Raw genomic sequence first — 16,771 nt, 5'->3', positions numbered from 1 at the left:
GTTAGCCGAGCAGCGCTTCCAGAGCGTCGATGGAAACTGGCTTGGTGAGGTGATGATCGAAGCCGGCATCGATCGAATTCTGCCGATCCGCGTCGCTGCCGTAACCGGTCAGCGCGAGCAGCAAGGCGTCGCGCGTGACGGGGCGCTTGCGCATCTCGCGCGCCACGTCGAAGCCGTTCATGCCCGGCAGACCGATATCGAGCAGCACCACGTCGGGTTTGAAATCGTCGATGGACTGCAGCGCGCGCGGACCGTCGTGCTCCGTGCGCACTTCGTGGCCCAGTGCCTCGAGCAGCATCGACATGGCAAGCGCGGCGTCCTCGCTGTCGTCGACAATCAGAATGCGCCGGCTCGACGCCGCGCCGCCGGTCGCTTCGGCGGTGGTGTTCATGCGTGTCCTCGTACATTTTCAAGATGGCGAGGCGACTGTAGCACAACGCCCGAGCCTGATGAAATGAGGGCGCAAGGCAGCATGCGACAGCTCTGCTATCGTGGACTTTTCCGCGCACGCCGGCGTTCCCATGTTCGATCTCTTCGACGACATTCCCAAACCCGATATCGTGTGGCACCCGGACTGGATCGACTCCGACGCCGGTTCCGATCTCATGGGCGAGCTGATCGCGGAAGTAAGCTGGCAGCAGGACACGATGAACACGCCCCGCGGCCGTTTGCCGCTGCCGCGCCTGACCGCGTGGCAAGGCGAGCCGGATGCCGTCTATGTCTACTCGGGCATCCGCAACGTGCCGCAGCCGTGGACGCCCGCCGTCGCCCGGTTGCGCGATGCCGCTCAGGTCGTGTGCGCCGCGCGTTTCAACAGCGTGCTCCTCAACCGTTATCGCACGGGGCTCGACAGCATGGGCTGGCACGCCGACAAGGAACGCGAGCTCGGGCCCGAGCCGGTGATCGCGTCGGTGAGTCTTGGCGCCACGCGTGCATTCGAGTTCCGCCACGCGCGCACGCATGCCACGCACGCGCTCGCGCTGACGCACGGCAGCCTGCTCGTGATGCGCGGACGCACGCAGCTGGAATGGGTGCATCGCGTGCCGAAGGAGCCGGGCGCGCGCGGCGAACGCATCAACCTGACCTTTCGCTGGGTCGACGCATCGAAGCGGCGTTGAACTTCAGGGCCGCCGCGCGACGAAGTCGATCTCGACGAGCGCATCGCGCGCAAGGCCCGTCACGCCGATGCACGTGCGCGCCGGCAGCGGCTTCGGCAGAAAGTAAGAGCGGTACACGGCGTTCATCGCGTCGTAGTCGCGCTTGAACTCGGTGAGGAAGATGCGCGCGCTCACCACGCTGTCGAGCGTGAGGCCGAGTCCCGTCAGCACCAGGATCAGGTTATCCATCACGCGGCGCGTCTGCGCGGCGACGCCCTCGGGCAGCGGGGCGTTGTCGTCGTTGGGGTCGGTCGGCATCTGGCCGGTGAGGAAAACCCAGCCGTCGGCTTCTGCCGCGTGGGAGAACGGGCCGACAGGCGTCGGCGCGGCATCGATCATCGAGAATTTGGGTCGGTGGTTCACGTTGTCTCCTTGCAAGGAACCGGCACGTTAGCCCGCCAAAATATCCCGCGCGCGTCCGGACCTTTGATGCGAAGATGCAGCGTCCCTTCCAGTCCTGTTTCTTCGCGATGCTTCCTCAACCCATTCTCATCGATGCCGTCGTCCGCATGCTCGTCGCGGTGGCGATCGGCTGCATCATCGGCGTCGATCGCGATCTGCACGGCAAACCGACCGGCATGAAGACGCTCGGGCTCGTGTCGCTAGGTGCGTGCATCGCGACCATGTGTGCGCTCGGATTTGCCACCGAGCCGCTCGCGCACAACACCGAAGTCTCGCGGGTGGTGCAAGGCATCGTGACGGGCATCGGCTTTCTGGGCGCGGGCGTGATCATTCAGAATCCGCGCGAGAACCGCATTCGCGGGCTGACCACGGCGGCTTCCATCTGGGTGACGGCGGCCGTGGGCATTCTGTGTGGGCTCGGCGTATGGAGTCTCGCGCTGATCGCCACGGTGATTCTCATCGTGCTGCTGACGGTTGGGCGGATCATCGAGAAAGGCTTGCTGAAGCGCTGGATGCGCAAGCCGCCGAGTCAACGTCCGGCGGGTATTGGCGAGGAAGAGTGACTGGCGGAGTTGCCTGTGCGCGTCGGCACACTCTCGCATCATTCAATGAGCAACGCGGCGCAACCTTGCGGCCCGCCGCGTTTCCAGGCGCAGAAAGTCGATGCGCTTACCAGCCGTGATGTTCGCGCCAGCGTTCTTCGCGATGCATCTCATGCCGCCAATGACGCTCGCGCTCGTGGCGTCGCCATTCATGTTCGCGCCAGCGTTCATCGCCGTAGCCGTATCCGTATGCGGGCTGCACGTAGACCGGCTGGGCCTGTGCATAAACCGGCACGCCGACGCCTACCGCGACATCGACATGCGCCGATGCTGCCGTCGATACCGCCAAACCCCCGAGTCCTGCCAACGCGATTGCCACAGTTGCAAGCTGCTTCTTCATGTCGCCTTCTCCTTGCCCCGATTGCGTGATGTCGAGTGCAGTCTAGAAGGCGATTCCTGACACAGGTGCAACAGACCCGCGAGAAAGGTAACGTCAGGTAACGGTCAAGTCAGAGCAAGCGTTTGCCTGCTTCGTCGATAACCACTTCGCCGTCTTCCTTTGCAAAAGGTCCTTTTTGCGGCTCCGGCAAAAGATCGATCACGAGTTCGGATGGACGGCACAGTCGCGCGCCTTTCGGGGTATCGACGAAGGGACGATTGATGAGGATTGGATGCGCGAGCATGGCGTCGATGAGTTGCTCGTCGGTGAGACTCGTGTCGCCCAAGCCGAGCTCGGCGTAGGGCGTGCCCTTTTCGCGCAGCGCTTCGCGCACGGAAAGCCCGGCGCGCGCGATGAGCGAAGTGAGCGTCGCGCGATCCGGCGGCGCGGTCAGATACTCGACGACTTTCGGCTCGATGCCCGCATTGCGGATCAGCGCGAGTGTGTTGCGCGAGGTGCCGCACTTCGGGTTGTGATAGATGATGACAGTCATGTCGGCGATGTCCTTGATGATCACATTCGGCATTCTAGGCCGACCTCACGATGACGCGCACGCCCGGCTTGCGTCAGGCCACCGACCGGATTGCCAGCGATGCAGCAAATACCCTGTTCAATCGCGGCTGCGCGGCCTATAACGAAGTGTGCAGTGCGGCATGTCTTGGGTGCATCATCCGCCAGCGGTCTTACTGGCGTTCGGCCCTGACTGCTTCGCAGTCGCCTTCGAATTGCATATCTACAAGTCCGGCAAGTGGTCGCATGGCAGAAGCCGACCGGAACCGGCCCTGACGCCTCTTCGCGCACTGCCATCGAGTAGAACGCACCGTGGCACGTCGTGTGCGAACGACGGTTCGCTACAACGAATAGCGCGACCCGGCCATTGTCGGTTCGTGCATCTCATTCAAGGAGTCGATATGAAAACACGTCTCGTCGCGACGGCGCTTGCCGCCTCGCTACTGGTGGCTCTTGGCAGCGCCTCGGCGCAGGAAACGTATTACCGCACGGCGCAGGTGCCGGGACAAACCACGGCGGATACCTCGTCGCAACCGGCGATGCAAGGCAGCACGCAAGGCCAAACGGGCGATATGTCGTATGGCGGCGCGCCCGCCTCTCGTGGCGCCACTGGCGCAATCGGCACGACCGGAACCAACGCGGGCATCTCCAAGCCGTGCGTGCGCGGGCCGCCCTGCGACATATTCTTCGGCAACTGAAGCAGCAAGCGCGGCCTGAAAGTTGCGCTAGCATCCGGTGCATGATCCCGTGCGCTCGCATATGCGGGCGCGCTTTCCTTTTCCCTTTGGAACGATCGCCATGCACCGAGACGAATTCCTCGCCCTTCTTCCCGAGGAGGGCTTTCAAGAAGTCGTGACCGTCACGCGCGAGCCGAACGGCGTAATGGATATTCACGCGCATCCCTTCGAAGCCAAGGCGCTAATTGTCGAAGGCGAGATCACCATCCGCGTTGGCGATGACGAGCGGCTGTATCACGTCGGCGAGATCTTCCAGCTGTCCGCGAATCTCGAGCATGAAGAACGCTACGGACCGCAAGGCGTGACCTATCTGGTTGGGCGCAAGTAAGCCGCATCGGCGAACACACGACATCGAGGACGACATATGGCCACGCGAAAGACGGCGCGGATTCGCGTCGGTATCGGCGGATGGACGTTCGAGCCCTGGCGCGGCACGTTCTATCCGAAGGGACTCGCGCAGAAGCAGGAGCTCGAATACGCGAGCCGCGCGCTCACGACCATCGAGGTGAACGGCACGTTCTATGGCTCGCAAAAGCCCGAGACCTTCGCCAAATGGCGCGATGAAGCCCCGGACGACTTCGTGTTCTCACTGAAGGCGCCGCGTTACGCGACCAATCGCCGAGTACTCGCCGATGCGGGCGAAACCATCGAGCGTTTCTTCAAGAGCGGCGTGCTGGAACTACAGAACAAGCTCGGCCCGATCAACTGGCAATTCGCAGCGACCAAGAAGTTCGATGCCGATGACTTCGGCGCTTTCCTCAAGCTGCTACCCGCGAAAGTGGAAGGCCGCGCAATTCGTCATGCCGTCGAAGTGAGACACGAGAGTTTCAGCGATCCGGCATTCGTGGCGCTGGCGCGAAAGCATCGCGTGGCGATTGTCGTCGCGGGAGACTCGAAGTATCCGCAAATCGCGGATACGACCGCACCATTCGTCTATGCACGCATCATGGGAACGACAGAGAAGCAGAAGCAAGGTTACTCGAAGGCCGCGCTCGATGGCTGGGCGAGCCGCGCGAAAGAATGGGCGGCGGGTGGCGTGCCTGAGGATATGGCGAGGGCATCGACAAGCGCGGGTGCGAAGGTCGGTTCACGGGATGTGTTTCTTTACGTCATCAGTGGTTATAAGGAGCGCAATCCCGCTGCGGCAATTGCACTGACCGAACGAATCAATGGGACGACGTAATTCGACTGAGGCGAACGTTCCGCGGGTAGCGACCGGTGACGGTGTCTTTGCCGCTTCGTAGGTAAAGAGCCGTCACCGGATTTATGTCAGTTCACTTTCACAGGCGGTGGCAGGGTGTTGTAACTAAATGCCGTTCGGCCGATAAGGATCAGTGCAATTCCCAATGTCGCAGCGACGGCGAAGATTACGCCGAAGATTCCAGACGCTTCTTCCCTCGCGACAAAAATGCCCCGCCCCCAAACGAAGCATTTTCGCCGCAGTCCCTTAGATCACTGCCCGCTCATCGCACCATGCAAGGCCTCTTGTTATCGAACTTCCAGTTCGGAATCAGATACTGCATGGCGACGCCATCATCGCGCGCGCCGAGTCCGTGTTGCAGATACAGCGCGTGCGCCTTCTCCACTTCATCCATATCGAGTTCTACGCCTAAACCCGGCTGCTCCGGCACCTTCACCTTGCCGCCCACGATTTGCAGCGGATCGCGCGTCAGACGCTGGCCGTCCTGCCAGATCCAGTGTGTATCGATCGCCGTGATCTTGCCCGGCGCGGCGGCGGCCACATGCGTGAACATCGCGAGCGATACATCGAAGTGGTTGTTCGAATGCGATCCCCACGTAAGACCCCAGTCGTTGCACATCTGCGCGACGCGCACCGAGCCTTGCATGGTCCAGAAGTGCGGATCGGCAAGCGGAATATCAACGGATTGCAACTGGATTGCGTGACCCATCTGCCGCCAGTCGGTCGCGATCATGTTGGTGGCCGTCGGCAGGCCAGTCGCGCGGCGGAATTCGGCCATCACTTCGCGGCCCGAGTAACCGTTTTCCGCGCCGCACGGATCTTCGGCGTAGGCCAGAACGTCGTGCTTGTCGCGACACAGGCGGATGGCTTCGGCAAGCGACCACGCGCCGTTCGGATCGAGCGTCACGCGCGCTTCCGGGAAGCGTTCCGCGAGCGCGGTCGTCGCCTGCATCTCTTCGTCGCCGGATAGCACGCCGCCCTTCAACTTGAAATCGTTGAAGCCGTAGCGCGCCTTCGCGGCCTCGGCCAGACGGACGACCGCTTCAGGTGTCATCGCTTCTTCGGTGCGCAGGCGTTCCCAGTCGTCGCGGCCATCCGCGCCGCTCGCGTACGGCAGGTCCGTCTTGTTGCGATCGCCGACATAGAACAGATATCCGAGCATCTCCACTTCGTCGCGCTGCTGCCCTTCGCCGAGCAACGCCGCGACCGGCACGCCCAGATGCTGACCGAGCAAATCGAGCAGCGCCGCTTCGAGCGCGGTGACGGCGTGGATGGTCGTACGCAAGTCGAACGTCTGCAGGCCGCGGCCGCCCGCGTCGCGATCCGCGAATTGCGTGCGCACGCGGTTCAGCACCGCCTGCATGTTGCCGATGGATTGCCCGACGACGAGCGCGCGCGCATCGTCGATCGTCTTGCGGATGCTCTCGCCGCCCGGGACTTCGCCGACGCCCTGATTGCCCGCGCTATCGGTGAGGATCACGATGTTGCGCGTGAAGAACGGCCCGTGCGCGCCACTCAGGTTCATGAGCATGCTGTCACGGCCCGCGACCGGTACGACGCGCAGGTCGGTGACTTTGGGTGTGGCGTTCGCTTGAGGTGCTTGAGTGGACATGGTCGGAGCTTCGTTGGGTTGGTTTGCGCTGCGCTTGTTTTCGCGCGAGAGCACATTGAGTCGCGGCACCGATGGCACGCGGAGAACCAAGACGATGTCTCGCGCGTCGCGACGCCGGTATTCACGAAAGTGATGTAGCGCGTCTTTATCGTCTTTCCGCGCAATATACGATCAGCGGTTCGCGCGCGTTATGTGACGTGTAGAAGCACGCCGTCATCGTTATACGTTGTCAGATGACATAGTATCGCGAGTCGGCTTGAACACCAATTCGGCGTTTACCCTGTCGCGCTTGAGTCCTTTCTACAAGCCCTTTAGAGCCCCTCGATCCTTCCAGCGGTTCAAATTGGCAAAGGGCAATTAAGACGTCCGACAACTAATAGCGAGTGCGCCCGCGTCGAGCCTCACGGCAAGGGCCAAGCTCCAACGAGCCAGCCAAAAACAAAAGCCGGCGAACGCCGGCTTGTCGACGACAGTTGAACCAGCGTCTTACTTCTTTTCCTGCCCAATCTCATGATTCGCCATGATCTCCAGCGCGCGAACCATTCCCGAGTGATCCCACGCCTTGCCGCCATGCGCGCTGCACGAATTGAACAACTGCTGACACGTCGCCGTGTTCGGCAGCGACACGCCAAGCGACTGCGCGGTCGCCAGTGCCAGATTCAAGTCCTTCTGATGCAATTCGATCCGGAAGCCCGGATTGAACGTGCGCTTGGTCATGCGCTCGCCGTGCACTTCGAGAATGCGTGACGACGCGAAGCCGCCCATTAGCGCGGTGCGAACCTTCTCGGCATCGACGCCGGCCTTCGACGCCAGCAGCAGCGCTTCGCCGACAGCCTCGATGGTTGCCGCGACGATCACCTGATTCGCCACCTTGCAGACCTGCCCGGCGCCCACTTCGCCGATCAGCGAGATGTTCTTGCCCATCATGTCGAAGTACGGCTTGACCTTGTCGAAGGTCGCCTGCGCGCCGCCGACCATGATGGTGAGCGATGCCGCCTTCGCGCCGACTTCACCGCCGGAAACGGGCGCATCGAGGTAGTCCGCGCCGCGCTCGCGCACCTTCGCCGCGAACTCGCGCGTGGCGATGGGCGAAATCGAGCTCATATCGACGACGATCTGACCCGCGCGCAAGTTCTGCACGACGCCGTTCTCGCCGAACAGCACGCGCTCTACATCGGGCGTGTCCGGCACCATCAGGAAAATGATGTCGGCCTGGGCGGCGACATCCGCCGGGCTATCGCACGCCTTGGCGCCCGCGCCGGTCAGATCGGCGGGCACGCCGCTGCGCGTGAATGCCGCAAGTTCGACGCCGTTCTTGAGGAGATTGGCGGCCATGGGATTGCCCATGATGCCCAGTCCGATAAAGCCTGCCTTTTGCATTGTGTCGCTCCTTGGTCGGTTTTCAGATTCGATTCTCGAAGTCAGCCGCGGGTTTTGCCACCCGCGCAGCTTACTCCTGGATGAAGTGCCTCTTCACGCCCTGCGCGGCGTTCCTGAGCAGCCCCAGGTCGGCGCAGACCGCGACCATCGTGCAGTCCAGCGCGAGATAGCGCTCGGCTTCCTGCTGCACGGGCGCGAGAATGCCGCTCGACTTGCCAGCCGCGTGCACGCGTTCGAAGACATGTTTGATGGCGGCTTGCACGTCCGGATGATTCGCATTGCCGAGATGTCCGTACGATGCCGCGAGATCCGAAGGCCCGACGAAGAGCGCATCGACGCCGTCGACGGCCGCGATTTCGTCGATGGCTTCGACGGCCGCGCGGCTTTCGATCTGCACCGCGACGGCGATGTTGTCGTTGGCCAGGTCGAAGTAATTGGGCACCGTGCCATACCGGTTGCCCCGATGCCCGACCGACACGCCGCGAATGCCCTGCGGCGGATAGCGTGTGGATGCCACAGCGCGGCGAGCGTCGTCGGCGCTATCGACGAACGGAACGAGAAAGTTGACGAAGCCCGCGTCGAGCAAGCGCTTGATGGCGACGGCGTCGTTGGCCGGTGGCCGCACCACGGGCGCACTAACGCTGTCTTTTAGCGCCATATGCTGCGGAATCAGCGTGATGGAATCGTTGGGCGCGTGCTCGGCGTCGAGCAGAATCCAGTCGAAGCCGACAACGCCGAGCAATTCCGCGACGATAGGACTGGCAAGCGACGTCCAGCATCCAATCACTTTCTTGCGTGCGAGAAGCGCCGCCCGGAAGGTATTGGGCAAAGCTTGATAAGGTGCCGTTGATGACATGGTGTCTCCTTGAGCGACTGTCTTTCGATGAGAAGCCGGTGTCTGAGATTGCAAATGTCATCAGACGTCTTAACACAGGGTACTGTGTTTTCATTCACATTAGACAGCGGAGTTAACCCTTAATCCTTTTTGCGGCCACGTTTGAAGCGGTACCGTTGAACGCGGCCAGTTATATGACATCCTATTTGATAAGCGCTGCGAGCGCTGGAATCGCCGAGTTGACGAACGAACGGCGTGACGACAAGATGCGTTGTCTGACATCCAAGTTACAGGCGCTGCCCACGGCGCGGACAAGATGTCCGACCACACCATTCTTCCCAACATCAAGAGAACATGGCGAGTTTGACCGATAAAGTTGTCACCACGTTGTTCGAGGAAATCGAGCGCGGCGTTCTGCGACCTGGCGACCGGATTCCGACCGAAGCCGCGTTGATGAAGCAGCTGTCGGTGAGCCGGTCGGTGGTGCGCGAAGCGGTGTCGCGGTTGCAGGCGGCGAATGTCGTCGAGACGCGACATGGCGTTGGCACTTTCATTCTGGCGCCGTCCGAGCGCGAGACCGTTCGCTTACCGGGCGTCGAGTTGTCGAACCTGCTGGACATCATGGCGATCATCGAGTTTCGCATCGACCTGGAAGGCGCGGCCGCCGCGCTCGCCGCGGGACGCCGTACGGAGCAGCATCTGAAGCAGATTGCCGCGACGCTCAGAAACTTCGAGGATCAACTGACGAGCGGCAGCACCGATGTTCTCGAACACGACGTCGAGTTTCATCTGCAAATTGCTCGGGCAAGCGGCAACCGATATTTCCACGACGTCCTGAGTCAGATGGGCCGAGGCGTGAGTCCGCGCACGCGGCTTGGCCGGGCGGAGTTGGCAGAGCTGGATCAGATCGAACGCCTGCACAATGTTCTGAGTGAACACAAGGCGATTTATCGGGCGATCGTGCGTCAGGACAGCGACGATGCACGCGCAGCAATGCGCCTGCATCTGAGCAACAGCCGCGAGCGGTTGAAAGACGTGCATGCGTCGGCTGCGGTCTGAAACATCGCACGGGTTTTGAGCAGCGCGCCTCGTCTGTCTAAGTTAACAAAAGGATTCATATGTATACGTAGTAATAGTTAACAAGCACGAGGCGTTTCAGTGGATAAGTACCGTCGTGCTTTTCCGATCAACGAGTTGGCGATTTAACAAGTCCGGTATGGCGAGCGCGTTTGCGGACGGAAGCTGGGACAACTTTCGGTGTTTGCGGGTTAACGCGAGGTTATCCAGAAACCGCCAACAGACGAACAATCGAGCTGTTGACAGGGTTGTCCACAGGCGTCAGGCCACGCGCACCTGGTTGATCGAGATCGTCTTGGTCATGGCGTCGAGGGTTTCGACGGTTATCGGCAGGTTGTCGGCGTAGCGTTTGAAGTCCGATGCGATGGCCGCGATTCGATCGATGGAGCGCGCAGCGACACGTGGCGCGATGCCGGTCTTGCTGGCGAGCTTCATGACATGCTCGCGCGTCACGGCCCTTGCCTCTCCGCAGACATCCATTTGATGCTCGCCGCCCGGACCTGAATTAAACGTAAGCTCGTACGCGGGTGAAACTGCCAGCGGCCATCCGCGTCCATCACGAAGGAAAAGTTCTTGGCGTAATCGTCGCGAATGTCGAAGACGACGTTGAACACGCATCGCTCGAAGGCCTGAAGTACTTCGCGTGCATCGCGCGTTATGAACTGCATGAGTCGCAAGAGCGTGACGTAGTCCATCTGAGGGACGCGAAAGTCGGCGTGCGCCACGCCGGCTGCCGTACGCATGGGGACCCGCATGCAGCTCGCGATCGAATCGTTCGATACCAAAGGCGGCCATGGAATCGCCGAGATCGAAATAAGCCGTGACGGGCATTCGTAGCTCGCACGCAGTTGCAATGGCGCCGTACATGGCCTCGACCGCGCAGACTTCCTTGTGATCGGAGCGCGGCTTGAGTTCGAAAGGGAGATCCAGATTGTCGGCAAGGCCCAACATGCCATGGCGACGCGGATAAAAGAATCGAGCGACCCTTGTCCGCCGCGTTCGATATCGCGCAGTGCGCGCGTTGTTATGCCGGCGCGGCTTGCCACGTCTTTCCTGTTGGAGATTTTGCGCAAGGCGGTGAGCGCGCAGGCGCTGGCCTGATTCCTCCCAAATCTCAGCTGAGCTTGCTAAGTTAAAGCGCGTTTTTTTGCCGGTTAAATGCAAAGATTGACGCTTACCGGCGTTGTTTTACCGCTTAGAAAAGGGTGCCACTTGTTTCAGGATATGCCCCATCCAACAAAAACGCCCCCGAAGGGGCGCTTTACAAAACTCGCGACGGCACCAACCCAACTTCACTCCACCGTCACCGACTTCGCCAGATTCCGCGGCTTATCCACATCCGTCCCACGCGCACAAGCGGTGTGATACGACAGCAACTGCAGCGGCACCACATGCAAAATCGGCGAGAGCGCGCCGTAATGCTCGGGCATGCGGATGACGTGAATGCCCGCCTCGCTGACGATGCGCGTATCCGCATCCGCGAACACATAAAGCTCACCTCCGCGCGCCCGCACTTCCTGCATGTTCGACTTGAGCTTTTCAAGCAGCGTATCGTTCGGCGCGACGGTCACGACCGGCATCGCCTCGGTCACCAGCGCGAGCGGCCCGTGCTTCAGTTCGCCCGCCGGGTAAGCCTCCGCGTGGATATACGAAATCTCCTTGAGCTTCAACGCGCCTTCCAGCGCGATCGGATAATGCAGCCCGCGCCCGAGGAAAAGCGCATTCTCCTTGCGCGCGAATTCCTCCGACCACGCGATGATCTGCGGCTCCAGCGCCAGCACGCTATTCAACGCCGCCGGCAAGTGACGCAACTGACCGAGATAAGCCGCTTCCTGCTTTGCATCGACGAAACCGCGCAGCTTCCCGAGCGTCACCGCCAGCACGAACAAGCCGACGAGCTGCGTCGTGAACGCCTTCGTCGACGCCACGCCAATCTCCGTGCCCGCATGCGTCAGGAACGCGAACTCGGTCTGTCGCACCATCGCGCTCGTCGCAACGTTGCAGACCGCGAGCGTGTGCTTGTGGCCGAGCGATTGCGCATGCTTGAGCGCGGCGAGCGTGTCGGCGGTTTCGCCCGATTGGGATACCACCACGACCAACGCTTTCGGATTCGGCACCGACTCCCGATACCGATACTCGCTCGCAATCTCGACCTGCGTCGGAATCTTCGCGATAGATTCGAGCCAGTACTTCGCCGTCAAACCCGCGTACGAACTCGTGCCGCACGCCAGAATGAGCACGCTGTCGATTTCCGCGAACACCTCGCCGGCCGTCGCGCCGAATAGCTCCGGGTCGAAGTGATCGGCTTGCGGAATCGTGTCGGTGATAGCGCGCGGCTGCTCGAAGATTTCCTTCTGCATGAAATGGCGATACGGCCCAAGCTCCACGGCGCCGCCGTACGCCGTCACCACGCGCACTTCGCGCTTCGCGGGCAGACCCGCCCGATCGAAAATCTTCACGCCATCGAGCGAAAGTTCGACGACATCGCCTTCTTCGAGGAACGAGAAACGGTCCGTGCTGCCCGCAATGGCGAGCGCATCGGACGCGAGGAAATTCTCGCCATCGCCCAGACCGACGACGAGCGGCGAACCCTGCCGCGCGCCCACCACCGTATGCGGCTGATCCTTATGAATGACCGCGATGGCATACGCGCCATGCAATTGCGCGACGGCTTCGCGCACGGTCTGGAACAGATCACCGCGATACATGCTGTGGATCAGATGCGCGATGACTTCGGTATCCGTCTGCGATACGAACTCGTAGCCCTTGCCGCGCAGCATCTCGCGCAGCGCCTCGTAGTTCTCGATGATGCCGTTATGCACGAGCGCCACGGTATCGCGCGAAAAGATGGGGTGTGCGTTGTCGGTAACGGGCGCGCCATGCGTGGCCCAGCGCGTGTGCGCAATGGCCGTCATGCCGGCGAGTCCCGATTGCTTCACCTGTTCGTCGAGATCGGCCACGCGGGCGACGCTGCGCGCGCGGCGCGGCTCGCCGTTGCTCAATACGGCGACGCCGCACGAGTCGTAGCCGCGATATTCGAGGCGTCGCAGGCCTTCGACGAGCACCGGGACGATATTACGTTGCGCAACCGCGCCGACAATTCCACACATGGCGTTGATCCTTTCAGACTTAGTTTCGTGCGCGCGCCGCAATGCAGTCCGCGCGCGTTGTTCAGACCTTCTTCGCCTTGACCGGGCGAACGTAGCCCGGCTTGCTGACCTGCACTTTCTCGTTCAGCACGAGTTCGCCTTCGCCGACATCCTTCCACACGGTCGTGCCCGCCGCGATGGTCACGCCGCGACCTACGCGCACGGGCGCGACGAGCTGCGTATCCGAGCCGACGAACACGTCGTCTTCGATGATCGTGCGATGCTTGTTCGCGCCGTCGTAGTTACAGGTGATGGTTCCGGCGCCGACATTTACCCGCGCGCCGATGTCCGCGTCGCCGATATAGGTCAGGTGGCTCGCCTTGGAACCGTGGCCTAGCACCGCGTTCTTCACTTCGACGAAGTTGCCGACATGCGCTTCGTCGCCAAGCACCGCGCCCGGACGCAGCCGCGCATACGGCCCGAGCACGACATTCGCGCCGGTCTTGCCGCCTTCGATATGCGTGTACGCGTCCACGCGCGCGCCTGTGCCGATGGTGGCATTGCGAAGCACGCAGTTCGGACCGATGGTCACGTCATCCGCCAGCGTCACGCGGCCTTCGAAGACGCAATTCACGTCGATGAAAACGTCCGCGCCGCATTCGAGCGTGCCGCGTACGTCGATGCGGGCCGGGTCCGCGAGCGTCACGCCCGCTTCGAGCAGCGCGTAAGCCACGTTGCGCTGATGCACGCGCTCCAGTTCCGCCAGCTGAATCTTGCTGTTCACGCCGAGCGTTTCCCATTCGGCATCGGGCTGCGCCGTCACCACTTCGACGCCCGCTTCGATGGCGCGCTCGACTACATCGGTGAGATAAAACTCGCCCTGCGCGTTGTTGTTCTTAAGCGACGCGAGCCACGCTTCGAGCGTGCGCGTGGGCGAAACGACAATGCCCGTGTTGATCTCCGCGATCCGCCGCTCTTCCTCGCTCGCATCTTTTTGTTCGACGATTTTCTGCACGGAACCGCTGGCATCGCGCACGATCCGGCCGTAGCCGGTCGGATCAGCCACCGTTACCGTCAGCACGCCGTAGCGTTCGCCGCCGGCAGCATCGAGCAGGCGTTGCAACGTGCTTGCGCGCGTGAGCGGCACGTCGCCGTAGAGCACGAGCGTCGGCACGGAGGGATCGAGCAGCGGCAGCGCCTGTTGCACCGCGTGGCCCGTGCCGAGTTGCTTGTCCTGGACGGCGAACTGCACGTCGGACGCGCCGACGGCTTCGCGCACCTTGTCCGCGCCGTGACCGATCACCACGACGAGCCGCGTTGGCGAAAGCGTGCGCGCCGTGTCGATGACATGCGCGAGAAGCGGCTTGCCCGCCAGCGGATGAAGGACCTTCGGCAGAGCGGAGCGCATGCGCTTGCCCATGCCGGCAGCCAGAATCACGATGTTCATTGACGGATTTCTTGCGAAGAATGGTTGCGGCCAATATAGCACGCAGGCCTTTTGACGCAGTGCGGTAAATGCCACGCTGCGCCTTGTCGGGAAAGGCTCAAAGGTCGTCGAACTGCACGATTGAAATCGCGTTTGCCGGCCCGGACGGTTCGCTCGCGCACGGTTCTTCGTCGAAGGCAAGATCGCCGTTTGCGTCCGCCTCGCCCGTCGCGCGCAATCCGGCGAACGGAAAGAGCTTGTGATCCATCAAGTGCGACGGCACGACATTGGTCAGCGCGTTGAACATATTGTCCACTCGACCGGGAAAACGCTTGTCCCAATCGCGCACCAGCGCCTTCATTTCCGCGCGCTTCAAGTTGGGCTGACTGCCGCACAGATTGCACGGGATGATCGGAAACTCGCGCAACGCGGCGTATTTTTCCAGATCGGTTTCCTTCACGTAGGCAAGCGGGCGAATCACGATGTTCTTGCCATCGTCCGATTGCAGCTTGGGCGGCATGCCCTTCAGCTTGCCGCCATAAAACATGTTGAGCAAAAGCGTCTGCAGAATGTCGTCGCGATGATGCCCGAGCGCGATCTTGGTCGCGCCCAGTTCGCCCGCCACGCGGTACAGAATGCCGCGCCGCAGCCGCGAGCACAGCGAACACGTCGTCTTGCCTTCCGGCACCAGCCGCTTGACGATGCTGTACGTATCCTGGTTCTCGATATGAAACGGAATGTCGAGCTTGCTCAGATATTCGGGCAGCACATGCTCCGGAAATCCTGGTTGCTTCTGATCCAGATTGACGGCCACGAGTTCGAAGTTGATCGGCGCGCGCTCGCGCAGGCGCATGAGAATTTCGAGCATCGCGTAACTGTCCTTGCCGCCGGACAGACACACCATGACCTTGTCGCCTTCCTCGATCATGTTGAAGTCGCCGATCGCCTCGCCGACTTGCCGCGCGAGCCGCTTGAAGAGCTTGTTGTTCTCGTAGGCTTCCTTCTGCTGACGGCGCGTCAGCGCTTCGCGCGCGGGCTTTTGCTCGTCGGGCGCTTGCAGTGTCTCGGGCGCGTTCATGCTCGTTCCTCTTTGATACGGAAGACTTCGACGCCCACCGCGTCGCAGTCGGGATACACGTCGGGTTTTTCTGTCGATACCGCCACGGCCCGCACATTCGGATGCGCGAGCAGCGCGGCGGCGACATCGTCGCAGAGTGTTTCCTGCAGATGGATGTGGCCGCGCTTCACGCGCTCGGCGATGGTCGAGCGCATGAAGTCGTAGTCGACGACTTCGGCGAGCTTGTCCGCGACGGGCGTGGACAGCGCGAGCGGCACGAACAGTTCGACGTTGATCACGACGCGTTGCTCGCCGCGCTTCTCGAAGTCATGCACACCGATATTGATGCGCACTTCGTAGTTGCGCAGAAAAAGCCGCCGGCAATCGGCCAGCCGGGGATGCGAAAGTGCGGCAAGCATGGGTTCGTTCCAAAAGTTGATACGCGGCGCGCGGGCTACAGCTTCGGCGCGCCGAACAGGTACATCACGTCGCGCGGGCTCGGCACGAGATGCTGGCCGCCATCGACCACGAGCGTCGTGCCGGTCATGCCGTGCGCGTTCGCCAGAAAGCACGCGGCCTCCGCGACGTCGCGCACCGTGGACGCCCGCTTGAGCGGCGTCACGCGATGCGCCGCCGCGAACGATTCCGGCGTCTGCCCGGCGGAAATCAGCGTCAGTCCCGGCGCGAGGCCGACGACGCGCACCTTCGGCCCCAGCGCCTGCGCGAGCGCGACGGTGGCGTTTTCCAGCGCGGCCTTCGTGAGCGTGTACGACAGGTAATCCGGGTTCATGTTGTACAGCTTCTGATCGAGCACGTTGATGACAACGCCGCGTTGCGTGTCGTCATCGGCGGCGGATTCAGGCGTGATTTCGTGCAACAGACGCGCAAGCGTGAGCGGCGCGGCGACGTTGATCGCGGTCATCTCGAGCAGCTTCGCGTAGCCGAAGTCGGTGGCCGTGTCTTCGTCGAAACGCGATGCGCAGTTCACCACGCAATTCAGCGCGCCGAATGCCTCGACACACGCCGGCACGAGACGCGCCACGTCCGCTTCGATGCCGAGGTCCGCGTGCAATGCGGCCGCGCGCCGGCCAAGCGCTTCGATTTCGACGACGGTCTCGAGCGCTTCACGCGCAGAGCCGCCGTAGTGCACGGCGACGTCCCAGCCCTGACGAGCGAATTCCAGCGCGACGCCGCGCCCGATGCGCCTGGCGCCGCCGGTCACGAGTACGACGCGGGACCGCGCAGCCGAAGCGGGCGAAAGCGGCGAATTTGCGGAAGATAACGGCGTGGAGGCGCTCATTTACAAT

Annotated in this window: 20 protein-coding genes; 6 read left to right on the top strand and 14 right to left on the bottom strand. The window is 62.1% G+C overall.

All coding sequences use genetic code 11. From position 1 onward, the window contains the following. Position 1 precedes the first annotated feature (1 nt). Positions 2-391 carry a response regulator gene (locus tag ACYQ47_RS22790; RefSeq protein WP_244826475.1) on the bottom strand — a complete coding sequence of 130 codons (390 nt, stop codon included), beginning with the start codon at positions 389-391 and terminating at the stop codon, positions 2-4. 130 nt (positions 392-521) lie between these two features. Between ACYQ47_RS22790 and ACYQ47_RS22785 the strand changes: the two genes are divergently transcribed. Continuing rightward, positions 522-1,118, top strand: coding sequence for an alpha-ketoglutarate-dependent dioxygenase AlkB family protein (locus ACYQ47_RS22785; RefSeq protein ID WP_459907050.1), 597 nt, complete (start codon positions 522-524; stop codon positions 1,116-1,118). 3 nt (positions 1,119-1,121) lie between these two features. Here ACYQ47_RS22785 and ACYQ47_RS22780 read toward each other — a convergent pair whose 3' ends face one another. Next, a complete protein-coding gene (locus tag ACYQ47_RS22780; protein ID WP_284503230.1) occupies positions 1,122-1,496 on the bottom strand; it encodes a RidA family protein in 375 nt (124 codons plus the stop codon). A 131-nt stretch (positions 1,497-1,627) separates the two neighbouring features. Between ACYQ47_RS22780 and ACYQ47_RS22775 the strand changes: the two genes are divergently transcribed. Next, the gene (locus tag ACYQ47_RS22775; RefSeq protein WP_250466292.1) at positions 1,628-2,122 is read left to right on the top strand and encodes an MgtC/SapB family protein; all 495 of its coding nucleotides are present in this window, start codon (positions 1,628-1,630) and stop codon (positions 2,120-2,122) included. 106 nt (positions 2,123-2,228) lie between these two features. On the opposite strand, the gene ACYQ47_RS22770 is transcribed toward ACYQ47_RS22775, so the two are convergent. Continuing rightward, positions 2,229-2,501: a hypothetical protein gene (locus ACYQ47_RS22770; protein WP_244826479.1), complete on the bottom strand. Its 273-nt coding sequence runs from the start codon at positions 2,499-2,501 to the stop codon at positions 2,229-2,231. Positions 2,502-2,610: 109 nt separating this feature from the next. After that, entirely contained in the window at positions 2,611-3,033 is a 423-nt protein-coding gene (gene arsC, locus ACYQ47_RS22765) for an arsenate reductase (glutaredoxin) (RefSeq protein WP_244828133.1), read from the bottom strand. 418 nt (positions 3,034-3,451) lie between these two features. Between arsC and ACYQ47_RS22760 the strand changes: the two genes are divergently transcribed. The 3 genes from ACYQ47_RS22760 to ACYQ47_RS22750 all read left to right on the top strand — a co-directional run bounded on the left by ACYQ47_RS22760 (position 3,452) and on the right by ACYQ47_RS22750 (position 4,970). Continuing rightward, the gene (locus ACYQ47_RS22760) at positions 3,452-3,748 is read left to right on the top strand and encodes a hypothetical protein (RefSeq protein WP_459907048.1); all 297 of its coding nucleotides are present in this window, start codon (positions 3,452-3,454) and stop codon (positions 3,746-3,748) included. A gap of 100 nt (positions 3,749-3,848) precedes the next feature. Then, positions 3,849-4,115, top strand: coding sequence for a cupin domain-containing protein (locus ACYQ47_RS22755; RefSeq protein ID WP_459907046.1), 267 nt, complete (start codon positions 3,849-3,851; stop codon positions 4,113-4,115). A 36-nt stretch (positions 4,116-4,151) separates the two neighbouring features. After that, on the top strand, positions 4,152-4,970 hold the full coding sequence (locus ACYQ47_RS22750) for a DUF72 domain-containing protein (protein ID WP_244826482.1): 819 nt from the start codon (positions 4,152-4,154) through the stop codon (positions 4,968-4,970). 280 nt (positions 4,971-5,250) lie between these two features. On the opposite strand, the gene gudD is transcribed toward ACYQ47_RS22750, so the two are convergent. From gudD to garL, 3 genes are all read right to left on the bottom strand, one after another. Further along, complete coding sequence (gudD, locus tag ACYQ47_RS22745; RefSeq protein ID WP_250465959.1) at positions 5,251-6,600, bottom strand: glucarate dehydratase; 1,350 nt, start codon at positions 6,598-6,600, stop codon at positions 5,251-5,253. Positions 6,601-7,086: 486 nt separating this feature from the next. Next, positions 7,087-7,980 (bottom strand): 2-hydroxy-3-oxopropionate reductase, encoded by an 894-nt coding sequence (locus ACYQ47_RS22740; RefSeq protein ID WP_459907042.1) that lies wholly within the window; start codon positions 7,978-7,980, stop codon positions 7,087-7,089. Between the two features lie 70 nt (positions 7,981-8,050). Beyond that, complete coding sequence (gene garL / locus ACYQ47_RS22735) at positions 8,051-8,836, bottom strand: 2-dehydro-3-deoxyglucarate aldolase (RefSeq protein WP_250509614.1); 786 nt, start codon at positions 8,834-8,836, stop codon at positions 8,051-8,053. Between the two features lie 333 nt (positions 8,837-9,169). Here garL and ACYQ47_RS22730 point away from each other — a divergent pair, with 333 nt between their 5' ends. Next, a complete protein-coding gene (locus tag ACYQ47_RS22730) occupies positions 9,170-9,874 on the top strand; it encodes a FadR/GntR family transcriptional regulator (RefSeq protein WP_459907039.1) in 705 nt (234 codons plus the stop codon). 279 nt (positions 9,875-10,153) lie between these two features. On the opposite strand, the gene ACYQ47_RS22725 is transcribed toward ACYQ47_RS22730, so the two are convergent. From ACYQ47_RS22725 to ACYQ47_RS22695, 7 genes are all read right to left on the bottom strand, one after another. After that, on the bottom strand, positions 10,154-10,327 hold the full coding sequence (locus ACYQ47_RS22725; protein WP_459907037.1) for a hypothetical protein: 174 nt from the start codon (positions 10,325-10,327) through the stop codon (positions 10,154-10,156). 14 nt (positions 10,328-10,341) lie between these two features. Beyond that, the gene (locus ACYQ47_RS22720; RefSeq protein ID WP_459907035.1) at positions 10,342-10,635 is read right to left on the bottom strand and encodes a HipA domain-containing protein; all 294 of its coding nucleotides are present in this window, start codon (positions 10,633-10,635) and stop codon (positions 10,342-10,344) included. A 549-nt stretch (positions 10,636-11,184) separates the two neighbouring features. Further along, a complete protein-coding gene (gene glmS, locus ACYQ47_RS22715) occupies positions 11,185-13,002 on the bottom strand; it encodes a glutamine--fructose-6-phosphate transaminase (isomerizing) (RefSeq protein ID WP_244826497.1) in 1,818 nt (605 codons plus the stop codon). A gap of 61 nt (positions 13,003-13,063) precedes the next feature. Continuing rightward, positions 13,064-14,428 (bottom strand): bifunctional UDP-N-acetylglucosamine diphosphorylase/glucosamine-1-phosphate N-acetyltransferase GlmU, encoded by a 1,365-nt coding sequence (gene glmU, locus ACYQ47_RS22710; protein ID WP_459907033.1) that lies wholly within the window; start codon positions 14,426-14,428, stop codon positions 13,064-13,066. A 97-nt stretch (positions 14,429-14,525) separates the two neighbouring features. Beyond that, positions 14,526-15,485, bottom strand: a complete 960-nt coding sequence (gene ttcA / locus ACYQ47_RS22705) for a tRNA 2-thiocytidine(32) synthetase TtcA (RefSeq protein WP_309844738.1) — start codon at positions 15,483-15,485, stop codon at positions 14,526-14,528. Continuing rightward, the gene (locus ACYQ47_RS22700) at positions 15,482-15,883 is read right to left on the bottom strand and encodes a dihydroneopterin aldolase (RefSeq protein WP_250465976.1); all 402 of its coding nucleotides are present in this window, start codon (positions 15,881-15,883) and stop codon (positions 15,482-15,484) included. Before ACYQ47_RS22700 ends, ttcA begins: the two co-directional genes overlap by 4 nt. Positions 15,884-15,918: 35 nt before the next feature. Then, positions 15,919-16,764 (bottom strand): SDR family oxidoreductase, encoded by an 846-nt coding sequence (locus tag ACYQ47_RS22695; protein ID WP_459907030.1) that lies wholly within the window; start codon positions 16,762-16,764, stop codon positions 15,919-15,921. Positions 16,765-16,771 lie beyond the last annotated feature (7 nt).

The organism is Caballeronia sp. HLA56 (assembly GCF_054655155.1).
This window is presented reverse-complemented; position numbering and strand designations above follow the sequence as displayed.

Excerpts from the sequence above, each read along its gene's own strand:
- glmU (WP_459907033.1), bottom strand. The coding sequence starts at position 14,428 with ATGAACATCGTGATTCTGGCTGCCGGCATGGGCAAGCGCATGCGCTCC.
- ACYQ47_RS22770 (WP_244826479.1), bottom strand. The coding sequence starts at position 2,501 with ATGAAGAAGCAGCTTGCAACTGTGGCAATCGCGTTGGCAGGACTCGGG.
- ACYQ47_RS22725 (WP_459907037.1), bottom strand. The coding sequence starts at position 10,327 with ATGAAGCTCGCCAGCAAGACCGGCATCGCGCCACGTGTCGCTGCGCGC.
- ACYQ47_RS22695 (WP_459907030.1), bottom strand. The coding sequence starts at position 16,764 with ATGAGCGCCTCCACGCCGTTATCTTCCGCAAATTCGCCGCTTTCGCCC.
- ACYQ47_RS22780 (WP_284503230.1), bottom strand. The coding sequence starts at position 1,496 with ATGATCGATGCCGCGCCGACGCCTGTCGGCCCGTTCTCCCACGCGGCA.
- ACYQ47_RS22700 (WP_250465976.1), bottom strand. The coding sequence starts at position 15,883 with ATGCTTGCCGCACTTTCGCATCCCCGGCTGGCCGATTGCCGGCGGCTT.
- ACYQ47_RS22775 (WP_250466292.1), top strand. The coding sequence starts at position 1,628 with ATGCTTCCTCAACCCATTCTCATCGATGCCGTCGTCCGCATGCTCGTC.
- ACYQ47_RS22785 (WP_459907050.1), top strand. The coding sequence starts at position 522 with ATGTTCGATCTCTTCGACGACATTCCCAAACCCGATATCGTGTGGCAC.
- ACYQ47_RS22755 (WP_459907046.1), top strand. The coding sequence starts at position 3,849 with ATGCACCGAGACGAATTCCTCGCCCTTCTTCCCGAGGAGGGCTTTCAA.
- ACYQ47_RS22790 (WP_244826475.1), bottom strand. The coding sequence starts at position 391 with ATGAACACCACCGCCGAAGCGACCGGCGGCGCGGCGTCGAGCCGGCGC.
- ACYQ47_RS22750 (WP_244826482.1), top strand. The coding sequence starts at position 4,152 with ATGGCCACGCGAAAGACGGCGCGGATTCGCGTCGGTATCGGCGGATGG.
- garL (WP_250509614.1), bottom strand. The coding sequence starts at position 8,836 with ATGTCATCAACGGCACCTTATCAAGCTTTGCCCAATACCTTCCGGGCG.
- gudD (WP_250465959.1), bottom strand. The coding sequence starts at position 6,600 with ATGTCCACTCAAGCACCTCAAGCGAACGCCACACCCAAAGTCACCGAC.
- ACYQ47_RS22760 (WP_459907048.1), top strand. The coding sequence starts at position 3,452 with ATGAAAACACGTCTCGTCGCGACGGCGCTTGCCGCCTCGCTACTGGTG.
- ACYQ47_RS22740 (WP_459907042.1), bottom strand. The coding sequence starts at position 7,980 with ATGCAAAAGGCAGGCTTTATCGGACTGGGCATCATGGGCAATCCCATG.
- ACYQ47_RS22720 (WP_459907035.1), bottom strand. The coding sequence starts at position 10,635 with ATGCGTACGGCAGCCGGCGTGGCGCACGCCGACTTTCGCGTCCCTCAG.
- arsC (WP_244828133.1), bottom strand. The coding sequence starts at position 3,033 with ATGACTGTCATCATCTATCACAACCCGAAGTGCGGCACCTCGCGCAAC.
- glmS (WP_244826497.1), bottom strand. The coding sequence starts at position 13,002 with ATGTGTGGAATTGTCGGCGCGGTTGCGCAACGTAATATCGTCCCGGTG.
- ttcA (WP_309844738.1), bottom strand. The coding sequence starts at position 15,485 with ATGAACGCGCCCGAGACACTGCAAGCGCCCGACGAGCAAAAGCCCGCG.
- ACYQ47_RS22730 (WP_459907039.1), top strand. The coding sequence starts at position 9,170 with ATGGCGAGTTTGACCGATAAAGTTGTCACCACGTTGTTCGAGGAAATC.